General features: G+C 39.1%; 24 protein-coding genes and 9 tRNA genes. 19 read left to right on the top strand and 14 right to left on the bottom strand.

The genetic code is table 11. The features are described 5' to 3' along the window. Window positions 1-2: 2 nt before the first annotated feature. The 12 genes from rpsP to CDOM15925_RS05525 all read right to left on the bottom strand — a co-directional run bounded on the left by rpsP (window position 3) and on the right by CDOM15925_RS05525 (window position 9407). Entirely contained in the window at window positions 3-233 is a 231-nt protein-coding gene (gene rpsP / locus CDOM15925_RS05580; protein WP_169941939.1) for a 30S ribosomal protein S16, read from the bottom strand. Between the two features lie 74 nt (window positions 234-307). Continuing rightward, window positions 308-1648 (bottom strand): signal recognition particle protein, encoded by a 1341-nt coding sequence (gene ffh, locus CDOM15925_RS05575; protein WP_169941937.1) that lies wholly within the window; start codon window positions 1646-1648, stop codon window positions 308-310. Between the two features lie 146 nt (window positions 1649-1794). Next, window positions 1795-2553: an RluA family pseudouridine synthase gene (locus CDOM15925_RS05570; protein WP_169941935.1), complete on the bottom strand. Its 759-nt coding sequence runs from the start codon at window positions 2551-2553 to the stop codon at window positions 1795-1797. After that, complete coding sequence (waaA, locus tag CDOM15925_RS05565; protein WP_169941933.1) at window positions 2531-3685, bottom strand: lipid IV(A) 3-deoxy-D-manno-octulosonic acid transferase; 1155 nt, start codon at window positions 3683-3685, stop codon at window positions 2531-2533. The genes CDOM15925_RS05570 and waaA overlap by 23 nt, the downstream gene beginning before the upstream one ends. Window positions 3686-3694: 9 nt before the next feature. Beyond that, window positions 3695-4405, bottom strand: coding sequence for a zinc ribbon domain-containing protein (locus CDOM15925_RS05560; RefSeq protein WP_169941932.1), 711 nt, complete (start codon window positions 4403-4405; stop codon window positions 3695-3697). A 15-nt stretch (window positions 4406-4420) separates the two neighbouring features. Next, on the bottom strand, window positions 4421-5149 hold the full coding sequence (locus CDOM15925_RS05555; RefSeq protein ID WP_169941929.1) for a Nif3-like dinuclear metal center hexameric protein: 729 nt from the start codon (window positions 5147-5149) through the stop codon (window positions 4421-4423). Continuing rightward, window positions 5150-6022, bottom strand: coding sequence for a glycine--tRNA ligase subunit alpha (glyQ, locus tag CDOM15925_RS05550; protein ID WP_169941920.1), 873 nt, complete (start codon window positions 6020-6022; stop codon window positions 5150-5152). An 8-nt stretch (window positions 6023-6030) separates the two neighbouring features. Continuing rightward, on the bottom strand, window positions 6031-6453 hold the full coding sequence (locus CDOM15925_RS05545; protein WP_169941918.1) for a GyrI-like domain-containing protein: 423 nt from the start codon (window positions 6451-6453) through the stop codon (window positions 6031-6033). Beyond that, window positions 6453-6923 (bottom strand): DUF3972 domain-containing protein, encoded by a 471-nt coding sequence (locus CDOM15925_RS05540; protein ID WP_169941916.1) that lies wholly within the window; start codon window positions 6921-6923, stop codon window positions 6453-6455. Before CDOM15925_RS05540 ends, CDOM15925_RS05545 begins: the two co-directional genes overlap by 1 nt. A gap of 11 nt (window positions 6924-6934) precedes the next feature. Then, window positions 6935-7432: a 5-(carboxyamino)imidazole ribonucleotide mutase gene (purE, locus tag CDOM15925_RS05535; protein WP_169941913.1), complete on the bottom strand. Its 498-nt coding sequence runs from the start codon at window positions 7430-7432 to the stop codon at window positions 6935-6937. Next, on the bottom strand, window positions 7429-8688 hold the full coding sequence (locus tag CDOM15925_RS05530) for a peptidase U32 family protein (RefSeq protein ID WP_169941911.1): 1260 nt from the start codon (window positions 8686-8688) through the stop codon (window positions 7429-7431). Before CDOM15925_RS05530 ends, purE begins: the two co-directional genes overlap by 4 nt. Then, window positions 8685-9407 (bottom strand): chemotaxis protein, encoded by a 723-nt coding sequence (locus tag CDOM15925_RS05525; protein ID WP_169941909.1) that lies wholly within the window; start codon window positions 9405-9407, stop codon window positions 8685-8687. The genes CDOM15925_RS05530 and CDOM15925_RS05525 overlap by 4 nt, the downstream gene beginning before the upstream one ends. A gap of 137 nt (window positions 9408-9544) precedes the next feature. Here CDOM15925_RS05525 and CDOM15925_RS05520 point away from each other — a divergent pair, with 137 nt between their 5' ends. The 12 genes from CDOM15925_RS05520 to CDOM15925_RS05465 all read left to right on the top strand — a co-directional run bounded on the left by CDOM15925_RS05520 (window position 9545) and on the right by CDOM15925_RS05465 (window position 14077). Beyond that, the gene (locus CDOM15925_RS05520) at window positions 9545-10324 is read left to right on the top strand and encodes a histidinol-phosphatase (RefSeq protein WP_169941907.1); all 780 of its coding nucleotides are present in this window, start codon (window positions 9545-9547) and stop codon (window positions 10322-10324) included. Between the two features lie 88 nt (window positions 10325-10412). Beyond that, window positions 10413-11843 carry a type I glutamate--ammonia ligase gene (glnA, locus tag CDOM15925_RS05515; protein WP_169941905.1) on the top strand — a complete coding sequence of 477 codons (1431 nt, stop codon included), beginning with the start codon at window positions 10413-10415 and terminating at the stop codon, window positions 11841-11843. 379 nt (window positions 11844-12222) lie between these two features. After that, window positions 12223-12298 (top strand) — tRNA-Lys (locus CDOM15925_RS05510). Between the two features lie 5 nt (window positions 12299-12303). Further along, window positions 12304-12379, top strand: a tRNA-Val gene (locus CDOM15925_RS05505). A 12-nt stretch (window positions 12380-12391) separates the two neighbouring features. Beyond that, a tRNA-Asp gene (locus CDOM15925_RS05500) sits at window positions 12392-12468 on the top strand. 16 nt (window positions 12469-12484) lie between these two features. Then, window positions 12485-12560 (top strand) — tRNA-Lys (locus CDOM15925_RS05495). A gap of 18 nt (window positions 12561-12578) precedes the next feature. Next, window positions 12579-12654: transfer RNA gene (locus tag CDOM15925_RS05490), tRNA-Glu, on the top strand. A 39-nt stretch (window positions 12655-12693) separates the two neighbouring features. Next, window positions 12694-12769, top strand: a tRNA-Val gene (locus tag CDOM15925_RS05485). Between the two features lie 12 nt (window positions 12770-12781). Continuing rightward, a tRNA-Asp gene (locus CDOM15925_RS05480) sits at window positions 12782-12858 on the top strand. Between the two features lie 19 nt (window positions 12859-12877). Further along, window positions 12878-12953: transfer RNA gene (locus CDOM15925_RS05475), tRNA-Lys, on the top strand. Window positions 12954-12974: 21 nt separating this feature from the next. Continuing rightward, a tRNA-Glu gene (locus tag CDOM15925_RS05470) sits at window positions 12975-13049 on the top strand. 491 nt (window positions 13050-13540) lie between these two features. Next, the gene (locus CDOM15925_RS05465; protein WP_169941903.1) at window positions 13541-14077 is read left to right on the top strand and encodes a phage virion morphogenesis family protein; all 537 of its coding nucleotides are present in this window, start codon (window positions 13541-13543) and stop codon (window positions 14075-14077) included. Window positions 14078-14559: 482 nt separating this feature from the next. On the opposite strand, the gene CDOM15925_RS05460 is transcribed toward CDOM15925_RS05465, so the two are convergent. Then, window positions 14560-15054 (bottom strand): phage head morphogenesis protein, encoded by a 495-nt coding sequence (locus tag CDOM15925_RS05460; protein WP_249934697.1) that lies wholly within the window; start codon window positions 15052-15054, stop codon window positions 14560-14562. Here CDOM15925_RS05460 and CDOM15925_RS05455 point away from each other — a divergent pair. After that, window positions 15017-15460 (top strand): hypothetical protein, encoded by a 444-nt coding sequence (locus tag CDOM15925_RS05455; RefSeq protein WP_169941899.1) that lies wholly within the window; start codon window positions 15017-15019, stop codon window positions 15458-15460. The genes CDOM15925_RS05460 and CDOM15925_RS05455 overlap by 38 nt on opposite strands. Before the next feature lie 29 nt (window positions 15461-15489). Next, a complete protein-coding gene (locus tag CDOM15925_RS05450) occupies window positions 15490-15702 on the top strand; it encodes a hypothetical protein (protein WP_169941897.1) in 213 nt (70 codons plus the stop codon). An 18-nt stretch (window positions 15703-15720) separates the two neighbouring features. On the opposite strand, the gene CDOM15925_RS05445 is transcribed toward CDOM15925_RS05450, so the two are convergent. Next, window positions 15721-15918: a hypothetical protein gene (locus CDOM15925_RS05445; protein ID WP_169941895.1), complete on the bottom strand. Its 198-nt coding sequence runs from the start codon at window positions 15916-15918 to the stop codon at window positions 15721-15723. A 44-nt stretch (window positions 15919-15962) separates the two neighbouring features. Here CDOM15925_RS05445 and CDOM15925_RS05440 point away from each other — a divergent pair, with 44 nt between their 5' ends. The 5 genes from CDOM15925_RS05440 (at window position 15963) to CDOM15925_RS05420 (ending at window position 19973) form a co-directional block, all read left to right on the top strand. Then, window positions 15963-17486: a hypothetical protein gene (locus CDOM15925_RS05440; protein WP_169941893.1), complete on the top strand. Its 1524-nt coding sequence runs from the start codon at window positions 15963-15965 to the stop codon at window positions 17484-17486. 105 nt (window positions 17487-17591) lie between these two features. Next, window positions 17592-18653, top strand: a complete 1062-nt coding sequence (locus CDOM15925_RS05435; RefSeq protein ID WP_169941892.1) for a hypothetical protein — start codon at window positions 17592-17594, stop codon at window positions 18651-18653. Window positions 18654-18665: 12 nt separating this feature from the next. Next, entirely contained in the window at window positions 18666-18944 is a 279-nt protein-coding gene (locus tag CDOM15925_RS10070) for a hypothetical protein (RefSeq protein WP_249934696.1), read from the top strand. Between the two features lie 73 nt (window positions 18945-19017). After that, a complete protein-coding gene (locus CDOM15925_RS05425) occupies window positions 19018-19419 on the top strand; it encodes a phage holin family protein (protein ID WP_169941890.1) in 402 nt (133 codons plus the stop codon). Continuing rightward, entirely contained in the window at window positions 19416-19973 is a 558-nt protein-coding gene (locus CDOM15925_RS05420; protein ID WP_211436681.1) for a putative peptidoglycan-binding domain-containing protein, read from the top strand. The genes CDOM15925_RS05425 and CDOM15925_RS05420 overlap by 4 nt, the downstream gene beginning before the upstream one ends. Window positions 19974-20212 lie beyond the last annotated feature (239 nt).

Below are 20212 nucleotides of genomic sequence, written 5' to 3'. Positions count from 1 at the left end.
TATTATTTGCTAGTTATTTTTGCAACTCTATCGCTAAGTTGTGCACCCACACCCTTCCAGTAAGCAAGGCGCTCAGCATCAAATTTAACAACTTCAGGCTCAACCATTGGATTATAGTATCCTATAGACTCTATCCAGCCACCGTCTCTTCTTTTTCTGCTGTCTGTTACAACTATACGATAAAATGGTCTTTTTTTGCGTCCCATTCTTGTTAGTCTTACTACTGTTGCCATATCTTGTTTCTCCTTCTAAATTTTTAAATAAGGCTTAAATTTAGGCACAATTATACCCAAATTTAAGCCCATTTTTAACTAGGGCGATTTATCTTGGCTTGAGAGAGTAAATTTCCAAGTCCTCTCATGCCGTCTTTTCCTGAAAATTTCTTAGCGATTTTTGAAGCGTTTGTAAATTGCTTAAGAAATCTATTAACTTCTACCTGACTGAGACCCGCGCCTTGTGCCAAACGTCTTTTTCTGCTATTGTTTAAAAGATCGGGATTTTCACGCTCTTTTAAAGTCATGGAATTTATCATGGCTCTTATATGAATTATCTCTTTTGAGTTATCCAAATCTATATCTTTTATCTGATTTGCTACGCCTGAAAGACCAGGGATCATACCTATGAGCGATTTCATATTTCCAAGTTTTTTAACGCTTTCCATCTGCTCTAAAAAGTCGTTAAAATTAAACTGACCTTTTTTTATCTTTTTATTAAGTCTTTTTGCCTCTTTTTCATCCATAATAGTGCTTGTTTTTTCAGCCAAAGTGGCCAAGTCGCCCTCACCCATAATCCTGCTTACTATGCGATCGGGTATAAAGCTCTCCAAATCAGCGGTTTTTTCGCCAATCCCAACGAATCTAAGCGGTATATTTAGCTGCTTTGCTATTCCTATAGCGACACCGCCTTTGCTGTCTGAGTCAAATTTAGATAGCACTACACCTGTTATCGTTAAAGCATCATTAAATCCTGCTGCGGATTTTATGCCGTCCTGCCCGCTCATCGCATCAGCTACATAGAAAATTTCATGCGGATTAAGCTCTGCTTTTATGCTTTTTATCTCGCTCATCAAAGCTTCATCTATAGCCAGACGTCCTGCAGTATCAACCAAAAGTACGTCATAAAGTCCGCTTTTTGCCTTTTCAAGTGCCGCTTTAGCAACTTTTATAGGGTTTGTTTCGTTTTCTATACTAAAAAGCTCTATCTCGTTAGCCTCGCAAAGTTGGCGAAGCTGCTCAACGGCTGCAAGTCTTTGAAGGTCGCAGGCCGCCACTAAAACTTTCTTTTTTCTAAGCTTTAGATAGCTTGCAAGCTTTACGGTCGTGGTTGTCTTACCGCTACCTTGAAGTCCCGCCATCAAAACAACAGTTGGGGCGACAGGCGCATAGACAAAGCCTTGATTTCCGGGAGCCGTTAAAATTTTAGTCAAATTTGATTTTATAGAGTCTAAAAACTGCTTTTGCCCTATACTGCTTTGTTTCAAATCAGCTTCAATTAGCGCCAGCAAATCTTTAGTAACTTTGTGATGAACGTCGGCTTTTAAAAGAGCCTTTTTAAGAACATCAAGAGCGTTTTTTAACGCTTTTTCATCATCAACAAATCTGATTTTACTAACGGCCAAACGAAAAGATTCACTGATTTGTTCAAACACAACTTTACCTTTTTTAATTTTATTTGCTAGCCAAATATGGCTTTTGGCTTATCCTAAGCACTTTAAAATGCCTAAAATTTTGCCTATTTATAATTAATTTAAACACATAAGGGACGCATTTTACTAAATTTTAGCTTTATCACTCTTTAAACTTCAAAATTCTTGCCTATCTCAAAGCCAAAATCATTAAAATCACTTCCCAAATTAGCCCTGAATTTATATCCTAAAATTTCTATCTTACACGCATGCAAATACATTCGCTTTGATCTGTTTTTAGCATATTTTTCATCGCCGACTATACCAAATCCGATATGATTTAGGTGCACTCTTATCTGATGAGTTCTGCCTGTTGGGATTTCAACTTTCACCAAGCTTTTTTTGCCTGCCACCATGATAGGTGAGATTATAGAAATAGCCTCTTTCCCGTCTTTTGAAATTTTCGAATACGCTCCGCCTTTATTTTTAAGAGTGATTATAGGTTCATCAACTCTTACATCTTCGCTTAAAATTCCTTTAACTATCGCGATATACTCTTTTTTCACTCGGTGATGTTTAAATTCCTCAATGGCTTTTTTTTGAAATTCCTCATTTTTAACGAGCAAAAGCACTCCGCTAGTCTCTTTATCAAGACGGTGCAAAAGCGGAAATTTGTAAATTTGACTTACTTTTTCCGATGTCAAAAACGCAGGCTTATTGATAGCGATTAAATTTTCATCTTCAAATATCACGCTAGGCTTTGGCATCTTTTGCACGCTAAATTTAGTAGTAACACTCATCATAGCTCTTGCAACTACGATTTTTTGTCCCCTTGCGCTTACTAATCCGCTATCTATAAGCTCCTTTGCTTCGTTGTTTGAAATCCCCTCTTGCAAAGCAAGGAGTTTATAAGCTTTTTCCTCTTTCACAACTATCCTTAATGTCTTTTATGATCTCATCCGCACTTCCAAGCGAACGGATTTTACTCTTTTTTAGCTCTTTTTTAAGCAAATCGCCGACATATTCGGCTTTAGCAAACACCACGTCATCAACCTGTTCAAAAAGAGCCTTTTGGTTAAATATAAACTCGCCCGTAATTATACTATTTTCAAACTGAGCCGCCTCAATCGGATTGTGTCCGCCGACATTTGGCACAAAGCTGCCGCCCAAAATCACGATGTCTGATATCGCATAGATATTTACAAGCTCACCCATAGTATCAACAAGAACGCATTTGGCGCTAAAATTTTGAGATTTTGAAAATCTCTCAAAACCAAAGCCGTGATTGCGGGCAAATTTAGCCAAAATTTCACCTGCTTCATCAAATCTCTCAGGATGGCGCGGAACCAAAATAAGCTTATCATTTTCACTTAAATTTATATGATTTAGCAGTAGCTCTTCTTCGCCTTTGTGCGTGCTTGCAAGCACGATAACGCGCTCTTTTGGCTTATCGTAAGCTTTACTAATACTAGGTAAAAAAGCCGATTTGATATTTCCGCTTACGACTACGTTTTTTGCACCAAGACTGATTAGTCTTTGTTTATCAAGCTCGCTTTGCGCATAAATTTTATCTATAAATTTAAAAATTTCATTATAAAAAAACCTAAATTTCAAGTATCTTTTATAGCTTCTATCTGAAATTCTGGCATTTATCAAAATAACTCTTGAGCCTTTAAATTTAGCCCAAAATACAAGCATAAGCCAAAGCTCGGCTTCAAAGATAACTAAAATTTTAGATCTTTTAAGCCAAAAAGGGATAAAAATTTCAAACGGCAAAAATCTTGTGTTTGGCGTTATCTTTTTAGCTTCGTCAAATCCTGTTTTTGTTATCACGCTTACGGCAATGCTTTTAAATTTTTTTAAAAGTGGCGCAATAGAGCGAATTTCACCAAACGAGCAAGCATGAAAATGAATGTCTGATTCATCAAATTTGGGATTGTTGAAAAGAAAAAATCTAGCGGGAATCGAACGGTGATATTTTGTTTTAAAGGCGATAAAAAGAAGCGGTAAAGCCCCGATCACAAACGCAATCAGAGCTAAAATATAATATATTAATACCAAATTTTAGGGCTATTCAGCCGTCTCTTTATATAAAATTCTTCCGCAATGCGGGCAAGTAACGACATCTTCGCCCTTTATAACCGCAGAATAAGTTTTATCATTTATCTGCATGAAGCAGCCATAGCATGCTTGTTTTTTTACAGGTACTACGGCGGTGTTGTGAGCCCATTTGCGAATTTTCTCGTAAAATGTAAGAATTTTTTGACTCATATCGCCGATTAATTTATCTTTTTTTGCATAAATTTCAGCTCTTTCTTTTTCTATCGCACTTACCTCTTGAGCGATGTCGGCTTCAATTTTTTGCAGGCTTGTTGTAAGCTCGGCGCTTTTGGCTTCAAGCTCGGTTTTTAGATCGTTTTTATTTGCGATTATCTTTTCAAGCCTTTCAATCTCCTCATTCGCAGCCTCAAGTTGCTCTCTGGCAAGCTCATCTTCAAGCTGAAGAGCCTTGATCTCTTTTTCGGTTTTTGCTGCCGAGCTTTTCTTTGAGACATCTTTAATCTTGGCAGAAAATTCAGCGATATGAGCGTTGGTTTGCGATTTTTGAGATTTTAACTCGGCTACGGCTTCATCAATATTTGAAATTTGCTCGGCAATGCCTGCTTGCTCGTCTTTTGTCGCTCTTAAAACACGCTCGACTTTTTCAAGTCTAGGTCCAAATCCATCAATCTCTTTATCGATTTGGGCAAGATCGACAAGCTGCTCTAAATATTTATTCATAACTTTCCTTTTTGTTTAGCGGTATACAAATGGGTTTTTTGAGTTAGTTATTATAATGAAAACTCCCAAATTTTGCAAATATTTTGCCAAGGATTCCCCAAAATAGCGCTCTGTTTCAAAATGCCCTATGTCTATCAAATTTAGTCCGTTCATCTTGGCTTCAAGCGCTTGATGATATTTAAAGTCCCCGCTCAAAAATACGTCGGCTTTAACTTTTGATATCAGATCTCCGCCGCTTCCAGTGCAAAGTGCAAGACGGCGAATTCTATTTTCGTTAGTAGTTTTTGCAACTCTTAAAGTTTGCAGGCTAAATTTATCCTTTATAAAATCACAAAGCTCATCAAAGCTGAAATTCACATCCATATAAAGCAAAAATTCATCTTTTTCATACTCTTTAAAGCCCAAAATTTCGCTTGCTACATATTCGTTTAGATGGCTTAAATCGTAATTCGTATGAAGGCTTATTAATGAAATTTCTTTTTTTATCATTTGCGTTATGAGCGAGCTTGGATAAAGGCTTGAATTTATGCTTTTTAGCCCTTTAAATATCAGCGGATGATGTGTAATAATAAGCGAATTTGGTTTAACTTCGCTCAAAAGCTCAAAATCAATATCAAGGCTTAGATAAATTTGATTCACTTCATCATAAGGCGAGCCGATTATAAGTCCGCTATTATCCCAGCTTTCTTGGTTTTCAAACGGGCTTAGCTCATTTAAAAATTTATAAATTTCAGCTATTTTCATTTACAAATTTGCCTCTTGCTCATCTATGCTAGCCTTGTAAGTTAGAGCACACTCTTTAGCCAGCTCGCGAATTTTCAGGATATAATCTTGTCTTTGAGTTACTGAAATCGCTCCACGCGCGTCAAGCACATTAAAAGTATGCGCCGCAAGCATACAATAATCATAAGCAGGAAGCGAGATTTTAGCCTCCAGGCAGTTTTTGCACTCGTTAAAGGCGTTTTCAAACTGATTAAAAAGCATCTTCGTATCGGCAACTTCGAAGTTATATTTACTCCACTCATACTCGCCTTGCTTATGCACATCGCCGTAAGTTACGACATTGCCGCCATTATCGTCCCAAACGATGTCATATACGCTATCAACATCTTGCAGATACATCGCAAGGCGTTCAAGCCCGTAGGTTATCTCGGCACTTACTAGATCGCAAGTGATGCCACCAACCTGCTGAAAATACGTAAATTGCGTTACTTCCATACCGTCAAGCCAAACTTCCCAACCAAGTCCCCATGCGCCAAGTGTTGGGCTCTCCCAGTTATCCTCGACGAAGCGGATATCGTGCTTTTTAAGATCAAAACCAAGTTTTTCAAGGCTTTTTAGATAAAGCTCTTGGATGTTTTCAGGGCTCGGTTTTATTAGCACTTGAAACTGATAATACGCCCCCAAGCGGTTTGGATTTTCTCCGTATCTGCCGTCGGTCGGACGGCGAGACGGCGCTACATAAGCTGTCGCCCAAGGCTTCTTGCCGAGGCTTCTTAAAAATGTCGCTTGATGGTATGTTCCTGCGCCTGCGGGCATATCGTATGGCTGAAGTATCACACAGCCAAGCTCTTGCCAGTAGTTTTGCAGTGTTAAAATAATTTGTGAAAATGTCATTTTTATCCTTACTTTATAGATACATAAATTTCTATTTTGTCTTTTAAATACTTTTCAAAGTCTGTCACGTAGGCTCTTTTTAAATTTGAGCTTTCAAAAAACTCCCAAATTTCACGCCAAAGCTCTATCACGGATTTTTTGTCGGTGCTCTCTTTACCAAATACGGCATATTTGCCCGCTTTTACAGTCACTTTTTCATAAACTCCGCGCGGTGAGCCTTTAGTGCCTACAAGCAAAGAGTAAGAGCCGTTTAGATCGCTTTCATACTCATGATAAACAGCGCAAATTTCATCCGTTCCGTTATAGCTGGAGTTTAAAAACTCTCTCCATAGATCAGCTATTCTACCCTCGCCGTTCATCTCGCTAGCGTTATCCGTGCGAATTTTTAGTCCAAAAACTTCAAAGTTTTCTTTTAACTCTACTATTTGCACTAACTATCCTTGAAGTTTTCTACAGCCTTGTTCCACATGAGCTTATATTTACGCTTTAAGAACTCAATCTCCTCATTGGCCTTTTTAAGCTGCTCGTTAAGCGTATCTATCGTCTTTCTATCTTCATCGTAAAGCTCTTGCATCGAATAAAGCGCCTCTTTTAAAAATTTATTCTCATTTCTTAAAGCCTCAAGCGTTTCGTCTTTAGCGTCAAGCACTTTTTCGTGCAAATTTAAGATAGTGCCTATCGTCTTTTCAACGAAGCTAAATCCCTCGCTTGGTTTGCTTGTTATGCTTAAATTCGCACTTACGCTTGGAACTACGCTCATCGTGCCTTCATTTGCCTCTATGTAAATTTTGCCGTCTTGCTCTTTTGTATTTAGCACTCCGCGCTTTATCATGCCTTCTATCACTTCACGATCCAAATGCACGAGCTTGCAAAATTCATCGATGCTTAAATAAGTCTGCATTTTTGCTCCTTTTACGCGAGTAAGACCTCCACTTTTTTCGAGTCTTCCTCGACCGCTTTTGCTTTAGCTTCTCTATCGGCTCTTAAGCTCTCATCAAGCGAGCTATCGTTAAGCGCTAAAATTTGAAGTGCAAGATAGGCCGCATTCACCGCTCCGGCCTTGCCGATAGCGACTGTTCCTACAGGCATGCCTGCAGGCATTTGCACCGTAGAATAAAGTGCATCAACGCCACTTAATGAGCTTCCGCCCATCGGTATGCCGATAACGGGGCGAGTTGTATTTGCAGCGATCGCTCCTGCTAAGTGAGCCGCCATACCCGCTGCTGCGATAAATACTTGAGCTCCCCTGCTTTCCGCGCTTGATACATATTCACTAGTTCTTTTTGGACTTCTGTGAGCCGAAGAGATGATAAGCTCGTAGCTTACTTCAAATTTTTCTAAAACTTTCGCCGCTTCATTTACTATCTCGTAATCGCTCTTGCTTCCCATTATAATCGAAACAAATTTCATCTTATCTCCTCTCTTAAAAAGCTAAATTCAGGCAACTTCACGCCTAAATTCACCTCATTTTCATTTCCGCTGTGAATTTCGCTCATCTCTTTGCCTTTTTTAGTGATGAGCTTCTTAAACTCTATAAATTTCTTGCCATCTTTGGAGTAAATTTTACAAATTTCATTTTCAGTTTCGCTTGCGTCTTTGCCGATTGGCATTACAAGCTCGTAAGGTCTGTTTAAAACTATCTTAAATTTGCACTTAAAGAACTCCCCGTCCTCGCTTATGGCATTTACCTGATGAGTGCCCTCTTCTAGGCTACTGAAGTGATTTTGCGTGCTCGGTCTTTCAAAGGGTCTATGCACCAAGTATCCATCGGTAAAGCCACGATTTTTAAGCGTATTTAGCTCCGCGTCATAAATTTGCGCGTCAAATTTACCCGCCATAGCGTCATCTATCGCCATTTTATATGCTCTTGCGGTACAAGCCGCGTAGTATTCGCTTTTGGTGCGACCTTCTATCTTAAAGCTATCGACAACGCCTGATTTTATGATATCTTCTACGTGAGCAGCGAGCTTTAAATCCTTTGAATTCATGATATGAGTGCCGTTTTCATCCTCTTCAAGGCGAAATAGCACTCCGCTCTCATCGTTTTTGGCGTAAAGCTCGTATTTAAAGCGACAGTCATTCGCGCAGCTTCCGCGATTTGCCATACGACCGCTTTGCACGGAGCTTACCAAACAGCGCCCCGAATACGCAAAACACATCGAGCCGTGTACGAAAATTTCGATATCAAGAGTAGGGATTGCCTCTTTTATCTTGATTACGTCCTTTAAATTCATCTCGCGCGCTACTACTATACGCTTTGCGCCCATGTCGTGATAAATTTTAGCGTCCAAGAAATTTAGTACGTTTGCTTGTGTGGAGAGATGAACCTCTATGTCGGGCGCTATCTCTTTAGCTAGGCTCATAACGCCGGGGGTTGCGATGATAAAAGCATCAGGCTTCATCGCCGAAATCGTCTTTAAATGGCGCTTTAAAGGCTCTATTTGCGAGTTAAAAGGAAAGGCATTAACCGTAGCGTAAAATTTCTTGCCCTTTGAATGAGTATAATCTATCGCCTCTTCAAAGGTTTGCAAGTTAAATTCTCTAGCCGAGCGGGTTCTAAGCGAGAAACTTGCTACACTTGCATATACGGCGTCCGCTCCGTATTCAAGCGCGATTTTTAGTTTGGTTAAATTTCCTGCAGGACTTAGTAGCTCAGGTCTTTTCACTTCTTACCCAAACTTTCGATCAAGGCTTCGATATCATCATTACTTACCAAATTTTCAGTAGTCGTATCGCCTGCAATATGTACCGCAGATCCTACGCGCTTTTCATCATCGATCTTGCCCTCAAACAGACTGCTCATATATTTGCTAAGCGCACGCATAACGTTTATAACGCGCTCTATCTTTTGGCGGTGGATATCTTGATACTGCATCATGTCCATAGTCATCATCACTTCATCTTCACCCATTTGGATATTTCCAAGTACGTCCTCGGCGCTATTTTTAAGCTCGTTGTTTTTATCAAGAGCGTCTTTAAATGCGGCTACGTTAGGGAATTTATCATTTAGCTTCGTAAAAATTTCTATGTTGCTTTCAAGCCCTTTAATGATAGCGTTGCAACCGCTTTCGGCATCCATAAAAAAGTTATTGATCGCATCAAGCTTGTCAAACATCTGAGTGGCTTTTTCTTCGCTATCCTTAGTCACATCATCAAGCTGATGAACCATCTTGTGATCGTCAGTCGGCGGAGGCGGAGGCCAAGCTACACTAGCCGATACTCGGTAATCAGCATAAATGTCAGCGTCTTTAAGCTCACTTGTTTCGTTTATATTTTCAATCTTTTTATCCTCTTCTTGAAGTGGATTTTTTTCGCTATCCGCCTCTTCTTCATCAAGTCCGTCAAGTCCGCCTGCCATAAGGGCGTCTAACTCTTCTTGCGTCATAACAACTCCTAATCCAAATTTCGCAAGATTATATTAAAATTTAACGAAATATTAGTTTAAACAAAAAAAATTGCCTTTAAATTTAATAAACTTTTGATAGCATTTTGATTGCTATTTATAAAGTAAAAGGAAATTTAATGAAGGTTGATCTACATAACCACACTCCGCTTTGCAAACACGCAGTAGATGAGCCGCGAGAGTATGTTTTGGCGGCGATTGATTCAGGAGCTTCTTATTTTGGATTTTCAGATCACGCTCCGATGAAATTTGACGAAGCTTATAGAATGAGCTTTAACGAGATGGAAATTTACGAGAGAGAAATTCTTAATTTGCAAGATGAATTCAAAGACAAAATCGAAATTTTGCTCGGATATGAGGTTGATTTTTTAGATGGCTTTATGGACGAGCGAGTGCTTAGCAGAAAGGTTGATTATCTAATCGGCTCGGTGCACTTTATAAACGGCTGGGGCTTTGACAATCCCGAATTCATAGGCGAATACAAAAATAAAGACATAGATAAAATTTGGGAAGATTATTTTTACTGCATAAACGCGCTTGCAAGAAGCGGTAAATTTGACATCGTGGGACATCTTGATCTTATAAAAGTGTTTAAATTTTTGCCAAAAAAAGATGTAAGAATTATAGCTAAAGACGCTCTAAGCGCCATTAAAAAGGCAAATTTGGTAGTTGAAATTAACGCCGCAGGGTTTAGAAAGCCGATAACCGAACAGTATCCGTCAAATCTGCTTCTTGAAGAGCTTGCAAATTTAGATATCGCCATAACTTTTGGCTCTGACGCGCACGCAAAAGATCAAGTCGGGCTAAACGGGCAAAAATGCGAAGATATCGCTAAGAAATTCGGCTTTAGCAAATGCGCTTGCTTTAAAAACAGAGATAAATTTATGGTTGAATTTTAAAACGGGTAAAATATAAATATAAAAACAAACTTAAACATTAAAAAATGTGGTAAAATTACGAGATTTAAATCCAAGGAGATATAAGACAATGGGAAAATTTGTGAGGAGTGTCGATCACTTTTTTGAATTTTGCAAAGAAAACGAGGTTAAATTTATAGATTTTAGATACACCGATATGAACGGCGGATGGCACTCTCTTACATACAATGCTAAAGTTATAGAAAAAGACGCTTTTGAGTACGGGATACCTTTTGACGCAAGCTCTACGGGAGGTTGGCAGCCTATAGATAAGTCCGACATGCTACTTAAACCTGAAGCCGAAAGCGCGTTTTTAGATCCGTTTACAGCCGATATGACCGCGGTTGTCTTTTGCGATGTATTTGATATATATAAAAATCAAATGTATGAGAAATGCCCGCGCTCAATAGCCAAAAAAGCCATGGCTTACGTAAAAGAAAGCGGCATGGGAGACGTGGCGTATTTTGGTCCGGAAAATGAATTTTTCGTATTTGACAACGTAAAAATCATAGACAGAGCAAACTGCGCGATGTATGAGGTTGATACCGAAGAGGGCGAATGGAACGATGCAAGAGACTTTGCAGATAGCTACAATACGGGTCATAGACCGCGCACAAAGGGCGGATATCTAGCCACTCAGCCGACAGATAGCATGGTCGATCTGCGCGCGGAGATGGTTCAGGTGCTTGAGCAAGTTGGTCTTGAAACCTTTGTCGTGCATCACGAAGTAGCTCAAGGACAAGGCGAGATAGGCGTCAAATTTGGCACTTTGGTTGAGGCTGCCGACAACGTGCAAATTTACAAATACGTGGTTAAAATGGTGGCTCACCTAAACGGAAAAACGGCTACGTTTATGCCAAAACCGCTTTACGGAGACAACGGAAGCGGCATGCACGTACACCAATCAGTCTGGAAGGATGGCAAAAACTTATTCTACGGCAAAGGAAACTACGCAAATTTAAGCGATTTTGCACGCTGGTATATCGGGGGAATTTTGCATCACGCTAGAAGCGTGGCGGCATTTACAAACCCGAGCACAAACAGCTATAAGCGCTTAATTCCGGGATTTGAAGCGCCTTCAATATTAACATACTCAAGCCAAAACCGCTCGGCTTCAATCAGAATTCCTTACGGCTCGGGCGAAAAATCAGTAAGAGCAGAAATTCGCTTCCCTGATAGCACAGCTTGCCCGTATTTGGCGTTTTCAGCTATGCTTATGGCAGGACTTGACGGAGTTAAAAAGCAAATCGAACCGGTCGGTCCGATGGATGAGAATTTATTCAAACTGCACCTTGATGAAATTCGCGAAAGAGGCATAGAGCAATTGCCGCACACTTTGCGCGGTAGCCTTGAAGCACTTATTCGCGATAACGAATACCTAAGCCCGATAATGAGCGAGCTCTTTATAGACGCGTTTCAGCACTATAAATTTGAAACTCAAGTTTGGCCTTACGAGGCTCGTCCTACGGCTTATGAGTTTAAAACCTGCTACTCGTGCTAGTTGACTAAGCTCGCTTTCATACAGTTTGCTAGCCTTAATTTGATTGGCTTAAATTTTTAAAAGCAACATAAAAAGGGTAAAATCAATAAAAATTCCAAGATTTTACCCTCCTCTTTTTTCTATCAAAAATCTTTCTGCTTAAGCTTAAAAAACTAACTAAATTTTCATCTAGCAAGCTTTATTCATGTATCTAAAAATTATTAATACTTGTTTTTTGTTTTAATTTCATAGAAAATCTCAAGCACGCAATAGTTTAAAATTTAAGCTGGCACTTACAAAATAGACGTGTTTAGCTAAATTTATCTAGCCAAAGACTGCTTAAAAGCTTGACAAATAAGTTCTTTTTGCGTATAATCACAACTTCAATTTTTGAAATCGTGTCTTGTTAGCTCAGTCGGTAGAGCATTTCACTTTTAATGAAGGGGTCGCTGGTTCGAGTCCAGCACAGGACACCATTTTCGGTCGCTTAGCTCAGTTGGTAGAGCGCCACCCTTACAAGGTGGATGTCATAAGTTCGAGTCTTATAGCGACCACCATTTATCTTGGTTGCGGCGGTAGTTCAGTTGGTTAGAATATCGGCCTGTCACGCCGGAGGTCGCGGGTTCGAGCCCCGTCCGCCGCGCCATTTTAAATTTTACTTTGTCTTGTTAGCTCAGTCGGTAGAGCATTTCACTTTTAATGAAGGGGTCGCTGGTTCGAGTCCAGCACAGGACACCATTATTTTATTAGGGTTGTGACCCTTTCGTCTAGTGGCCCAGGACTCTACTCTCTCAGTGTAGCAACAGAGGTTCAAATCCTCTAAGGGTCGCCATTAAAAAGCTAAAATTTGAGCTTTTTGTTATTTAGTTTAGGTCGCTTAGCTCAGTTGGTAGAGCGCCACCCTTACAAGGTGGATGTCATAAGTTCGAGTCTTATAGCGACCACCATTTATCTTGGTTGCGGCGGTAGTTCAGTTGGTTAGAATATCGGCCTGTCACGCCGGAGGTCGCGGGTTCGAGCCCCGTCCGCCGCGCCATTTTAAAATTCTAGTGTGTGCCTCGTTAGCTCAGCTGGTAGAGCATATCACTCTTAATGATGGGGTCGTAGGTTCGAGCCCTACACGGGGCACCATTTTATCTTTTTATATTTGTTGGCCCATTCGTCTAGCGGTTAGGACACCAGCCTCTCACGTTGGTAACACGAGTTCGAGTCTCGTATGGGTCACCATCTAAATCTTCTATATAAAATTACCACAAACACTATAAAGCAAGATATGATTATTTAAATTTTGCAATCAAAATTCATAAAATTTTAAAAGACATATTTTCAACAAAGAGATGCAATCTGCTATTATAAACTCCACAAGCAGAGACTTAGCGTACTTAACGTTTTATCTATTTGTAAATTGCTTATATTGGAAAGCTATATAACACAAGCAAGGCATAATAATCTTACACAATAACGTTAAATAGTCAAGTTGACACAAGAAATACTCCAGCAAACAATTAAAACATCCTTGCTTAAAATGGTACTCCTTCAAGCTTTACTATAAACCATCGATCTTATTTGTGGATATGAAAAGACCAGAGTAAGCGCTACGGTAAAGGGTCTTGAAACAACTCGCTTTAGAAAATGCGATAGCTGCGGTAGGACGTGGACTACCATAGAAACCGTTAAACAAAACGACGAATACCTTGAAAAATTCATAAGAGCAAGAGATGAGTATAGAAATAAAGGGGTTTGATGAGATTGAAGATAAATTAAAAAGGCTTGAGGAGCTGAAAAACCTAGATAAAAGCGATTTTGATACCATGGGCAATATAATCCGTAGCAAGATAGAAAGAGCCTTTGAAACAGAAACTAGCCCTTTTGGCGAAAGATGGAAACCCATAAGTTCAAAAACCGCCTTAAGATATGCAGGCGGAAGAAAAAGGGCGTATACGAAGAGTGGAAAAAGACAGAAAAAGGGATTTTTAGATAAATTTGGTGCCGGCGGATCAAAGAAAATACTAAGGCTAAGCGGAGATCTAGCTGACAACTGGCATATAAAATCAACTAAAAACAGCGTAACCGTATCAAATAATAGCTCAAACAATGGCTTTGCATACGGACTTACTCATCAATTCGGAAGCTCTAAGCTAAATATACCAGCTAGACCGTTTTTACCAATAGATAGTAACGGGGAGCTAGAGCCCAATCTAAAAGAAAATATACTTAAATTTTTAGACAAGAAGCTAACGAGCGAGTTTAAATAGCATTAGTCAAATTTTGGTGATTTTGGTATAATAACATAAAGGTAAAGCAAGAGATGCCCTCAGATTTGGCAGAGGGATAGCCGCTTTGCGGGTATAAATGACTTGGGTTCGATGCCCGGCCTTGCTTTACCGAATTCTCTTGTATCGTTTCTTGTCCCTTAAAAAGCCTTTATAGTTTATATCAGGCATCTTGCTAATTGTTGCTATAAAGTTGTCACTTTTAAATTTTTTCAAAACATAGTCAAGTCTAACAACAGCATAATTTACCATTTTATCTTGCTGTAGGCTTGAGTAAAAATATAATAACACGTTTTCTTGACTATCATAATATACATGTTTAGCTCTATCAAAGACACTTACGATAGCCTTTATTTCATCGATATTCGGCTTTTTTGCTTTCGGTTTGCTATCTCTATTGATATGCGAAATCGTATTTTGATATATGGCTATACTTTTAGCCTTTGGTGTTATACCTTGATTATTTAGGGCTTTTTTATGTTTGGTTTTAACTCGCCCACTTGAACTACTTGAAAGGCTTTATCTTTAATGATTGAGCCGCTAATCAGGACTTTTAACATATCATTAAGCCCTTGCTGCCAAACATAAAGCTTTCGATCTTGCTCTAGGGTTTTAAGCTCCGATAGTGCAGCTTTTGCAAGGGCGGAGTCTTTATCTATTTTTTTGATTTTTTCTTTTAAAATTTTATCCTTGTTATCCGCTTTGCCTACATTATAAGCCCAGTCTTTATCGGCTATATTTAAAGGAGTGCTTTTAGACACTTGCCAGCCTTCGCTTTTAAGCTCATCCTCTGTTAATACTTGAACCTTGCACCTACATCCCCAGTCGTTAGGCGGATAGTTTTTGTCCCAAAATTTATCAGTTTTAGGAAGTATGAGTCCATGTAGTTTTTTGTGGTTAGGGCGAACTCTTGAGTCAAGTATGGCTACATATCTAAAATACTGCGCATGCGAGTTCATTTGGCTTTCGTATCTAGCCTTTGCAACAGATGTCATAAAAAGCTATGAGGATTTTGTCTCAAAAGTCGGTCGCGCAAGAGAAATTGGAGCTGAAATCTCTACTCTTGAAGAGAAAAAGCAGATCAAAAAAGATATAGCTTCATCCTTAAAAGGCGAAGCTAAAGCAAGTGCCATGCAAGAAGTTCTTGAGCTCATAGATCAAATAGAAGAGAAGAAAAAAGAACTTAAAGAGGCTGAAAAACAGAGGGTAAGCGTAGATGATACCGCAAAGAGAAGATTTGATCTTTGTTTGAGTGGAGAGGAGTTTGAAGCTTTCAAGGCTGAGATTGAAGATAAAGGCTTAAGCTACACGGCAGTTATGAGCGCCGTTGATGGTGCAATAGAAAAAGAGCGAGCAAAAAAGTAGATCGCCTGCTTGCTTGCGTAGAAGCCAGAATGAGCCCGAAAGAGTTCGGGCTTGATTACTACGAAACTTTGATGTTTCGTGGTCAAAACATGGCTTGCGTAGCCAAGCAGGGATATAGCGGCGGATATATAGAGTGCGATAGCTTGATTTTAAAGGCTTTTTGCAAACGGTTTAAAATAGATTTTATATGGATGATCGAAATTTCAAAAAGCTTTATTGTAATAATGAATAAAAGGGATTAAAGTGTGTACGGGTGTAAATTATATAGATAGATCTTTGGCTTTATTGGCACGAGTATCGTCTATATATTTGGCTATTGCAAAAAGTAAAGAGACAAGGCTTATTATTAGAATTTTATCCAAGCCTGATGTCGCAATCGCAAAAACACCAACAACCACAATAGCTGCTAGAAAAAACCACCAAAAGCCAAGTAGAAAATTCTTAACTATAAACAGCATTTTTGCTCCTTTTACACTTATATTTTACCATAAAGGGGTAGCTAATGGCAAGTAATGAAGTAAAAATTAAAGTAATAATTGACGGTCATACACACAGCCTGAATGCTGCCAGAAAAGATGTAAACGAGCTTGGCAAAAGCCTTGCCAATACCGATACCGTAGCAAATGCCCTAAAAGGAACTTTTGGCAAAATCGCATTATCTTTAGGCGGAGTTACGGCTCTTGGAGTTGCGGTTAAAAATGTTGCTACTTCAGGTATTGAGGCAAACCGCTCATTTGAAAATCTTAAAATTCAACTAACCGGACTAATATCTGCAAACTCATCAAACGTAAGTCTTCTTGGCAAGACTCTTGACGCTCACTCTAAATGGAATTTAGGAATGGTCGAGAGTGAGAAAATCTTAAAAAAGCTCAACGAGACTAATGCAAAAACAAAATTTACGCTTGAAGAGATAGCCGGTGCATTTAATATGTTTTATGCCACTTCAGCAGGACAAGGAAGTAGGGATAAAGCTGTACAGGCAATGGATAGTATAGCTCTTGCCGCTCAGGCTCTAGGCAAAAACATACGCGATTTAACGCCTATGATGGACTCTTTATCTACCGGCACCGTAATAGCGGCTAGCGAAATGGGTTCGTTTATGAAGATAGTGGGGCTTACCAATGAGGAGCTTAAAAAGGCAAACCAAAGCGGTAACGTATATGACTATCTTATTGAAAAGCTGGCTAAATTTAAAGAGCTTAGCGGTGAGGCGGCTAATGGATATGAAGTAGCGCTTGGATCTTTAAAAAATGAGCTAACGGAGCTAAATAAAGAGCTTTCAAAACCTATATTTGGCGCATTAACCACAGGCATGGTCACTTTTTCAAATCTACTTCGCGAAAACAAAGAGGATCTTGTAAAATACGGCGGTTATTTAGCAGAAGCATCTAAACACTTGCTGTTGCTTGCAGGCTCTATTACTACCGCCAAGGTCGGGATGTTCGCTTTTAGTAAGGCGATAGACGGAGTTAAATATATACTTCCGATATTTGCCGGACAAATAAAACTAGCTACGCTTTCAGCCAATGCCTTTAATACTACTTTGACTACCCTCAAGAGAACATTTAAAACATTTTTACCGACGGCTATAGTATTTGGCTCCCTTGAACTATTGATCAGATATTTTAGTGACGGCAAGAGTGAAGCCGATAAGCTAACTGCATCTTTGATAAAAACGACTGAAGAGATAATAAATTTAACCAAAGCCCAGCAACAGCTTGGACTAATGAAGGCATCTAAGCGTCATAGCGAGATAGCTAAGGAAATTTTACAAATGGAGCGCGAGCTTGAAAAGACCGAGTATCGCCTTCAAAAAGCACCAGTGCGACCAGATGGGAGCATTCCTCTTACTACCAAATACAATGAAAAGATAACAACTCTAAGGGCGGATATTGAGGATTTAAGGATTGAACAACAAGACCTATCTAAGACTATTAGCGACTACACGCAAGCCTTATACGAGGGAGCTAACTCTATTGCCGACGGACTAAAAAATACAACCAAAGATGTTATTACAAGTAGCTAAGCCGAACTTGAAAAGAGCTTAGAGGGCGTATTAACTCCTACTAAACTAAAAGAGAGACTAGCTGAGCTTGATAAATACATATCCGAAGGCAATGGCGGCACAAAAATGTTAGAGGCTGCTAGAATAGAGAGAGAAAAGGTTGTAAATCAGCTTAACGATCTTGCACGCAAGGGCACTCAAAACGCACAAGCTCTAAAATCCGCCCTAAAAGAGATAGCTGAAATTGATTTTAGCGATATTGAAATCAAGACACAAGGGGTATTTAATAAATACAATGAAATGCTAAGTCTTGGCATAGACAAAGGCAAAGCAAAACACTTCCTAAATTCAAAACTAGAAGCCATAGCAAATGAAAACATAAAAGCTGTAGAAAAGAGTGAAGCCGAGATGGTAGCCAAGCAGCTTGACTTAAGAGCCCAATATTATAAAACCATAGGCGAATACGAGAGAGCTTGGCAGATAGAAAAAGCAAAAATCATAGAGAAGTATGAGAAGCTTACATTCGAAAACGGCGAAAAGATCACAAAAGAACAGCTAAATAAGCTGCTAAAAATGGAAGAAAAGGCGTTTTTGCAAGGCTCAAAAATAGCTAAAAATTCATTCAAAGATATAAAAGGAAGCTGGGCTGATACAGTCTCTACCATGAGCAAGACCGTAGAAGAAGGCTTTTTTGATTTCTTTATGCAAAAAACTAAATCGTTAAAAGGCGCGTTAAAAGACATAGGACAAGGGCTATTTAGAGATATGATTAGCCCTTATGCCAGAAGTCTATCGCAAGGCTTATCGGGCGGTTTTGGTGCATTGCTTGGCGGTGGATCAAATTTAGCATCTATCGCTTCTTTTTACGGATTAACCAAGAATACCGAAGGCGGGTTTAGCGGTCAAGTAAATGGCACAGATGTAGTAATATCGGGCACAGGTGAAATTTTAAGCGGTAATAGCGCGTTTGGCGGAGCAGGAAATATACTAAGTGCAGTCTCAAATTTAAAGAGTATCTACTCTATCTTTAGCGGCGGGTATTCTGGCTTAGTATCAAATTTCACTACAGCTCCGGCAGGATATTTATCAAGCTATCTATCAAGCGCAGGATATACGTATAAAAATCAAACCTCCGGATACTTCAAGCAAGTGCCAAGCAAAGCTAAAGTATTACGAGAACCTTTTTAGGGAGTTAGGAAGATGAAAACGAGTAAAGCGACCAAAGCAGAGCGCAGTAGCATTTCTACGCGAGCAAAGCGACGCTGGAAGATCATACAAGCATTGATTAAATTTGAAAATATGACCGAAAGAACTATCAGAAAGATCATATTTATCATACTGCTTAGCTTTGCGGTATTTTTAGCGGGATGTAGCCAAAAGCCAGAAATCATCACAAGAACCGTATATCAGGATTCTATCTGCCTATTAAGTGTGAAGCAAAGATCCCGGATAAGCCAAAATTTGATGAAAACAATTTAGAGAGCGCCAAAGCCATAGCAAAATATTATGAAGAGACTGAAAGACTGCTCAAAGAGTGCGTAGGAGAGCCTAAATGACAAATGACTTTAATATAGTAAAAGAGATGGGTATATATTTTTGGGTTTTAGTCATAGGACTTATAGGCGGTCTTTTGAATATAGGAACTTGTCCTTCAAAAAGCACCGGACACAAGGCGGCAAATCTTATAGTAGGAACAGCTAGCTCTATGTTTCTTGGCTGGATTAGCTTTGAAATAGTAGATCATATCTATCAAAGCCAGAAGGTAGCTCTAGCGGCTTGTGGCTTTTTTGCATGGAAAGGTGCCGAGTGGATCAATGTCCTACTTGATAAAGTGATAGACAGCAGACTAAAAAAGCGAGATGATTGGTATAGCGATAGATATTCGGACCATGACTATATGCCGCCTATACCGAGAAATGAAGACATGAATAAAACATACAAGGAGTTAGAATGATACCAAATTTCAGTAGATCGCTAGATATTTTATACGAGTTAGAATTTAATAATCCTAGCAACGCCCTACATAAAAATCCAACAGAGCCTGAGCTCACCTTTATGGGCATATACGCTAAAGCTAATCCGAATTGGCAAGGTTGGAATGAGGTGTATAGTGTAGTTAGATATAGCAAAGACTTAAAAGAAGCCTCTACAAAGCTATATAATGATCCAAATATACAAGAACTGGTAGCCGAGTTTTACAAAGAGCATTTTTGGGATAGGATGAGACTAAGTGAGCTAAATTCTCAGAAAAAAGCCGATGAGATATTCATCTTTGGGGTGAATGTCGGATGTAGGGTGGCTATAAAAACGGCTCAAAGAGTAGCCGGCGTAGTAGATGACGGACACATGGGAGAAAAAAGCATCACGGCTATCAATAGAATAGATGAAGAGATATTTGATAAAGAGTATGACAGGCTGGAGATAGCTTACTACGATAGACTGATTGAAAGAAATCCAAGCTATAAGATATACGCTAGAGGGTGGAGAAATAGAGCGATGAGGATTTAAGAACCCTAACTCATAAAAATAGCAGAAGAGTATTTAGGAATTTTAAACTGTTTTAATACACTTTTAAACACAATTTAAAACGATAAAATTAACGTTAGAAATCAAAGTAAAAATCAAGCAAATTTAATTCACTTTGATTTTAAGCGTAAATTCACTTTGATTTGAAAAGCGGTTTTACATATACTAACTCTTTTAAATTCTTATTTAGAAAAACCTAGGTTTGATTTTTGTAAAAATTT

This window comes from Campylobacter sp. RM15925 (assembly GCF_012978775.1).
Classification (GTDB): Bacteria; Campylobacterota; Campylobacteria; order Campylobacterales; family Campylobacteraceae; genus Campylobacter_A; species Campylobacter_A canis.
This window is presented reverse-complemented; position numbering and strand designations above follow the sequence as displayed.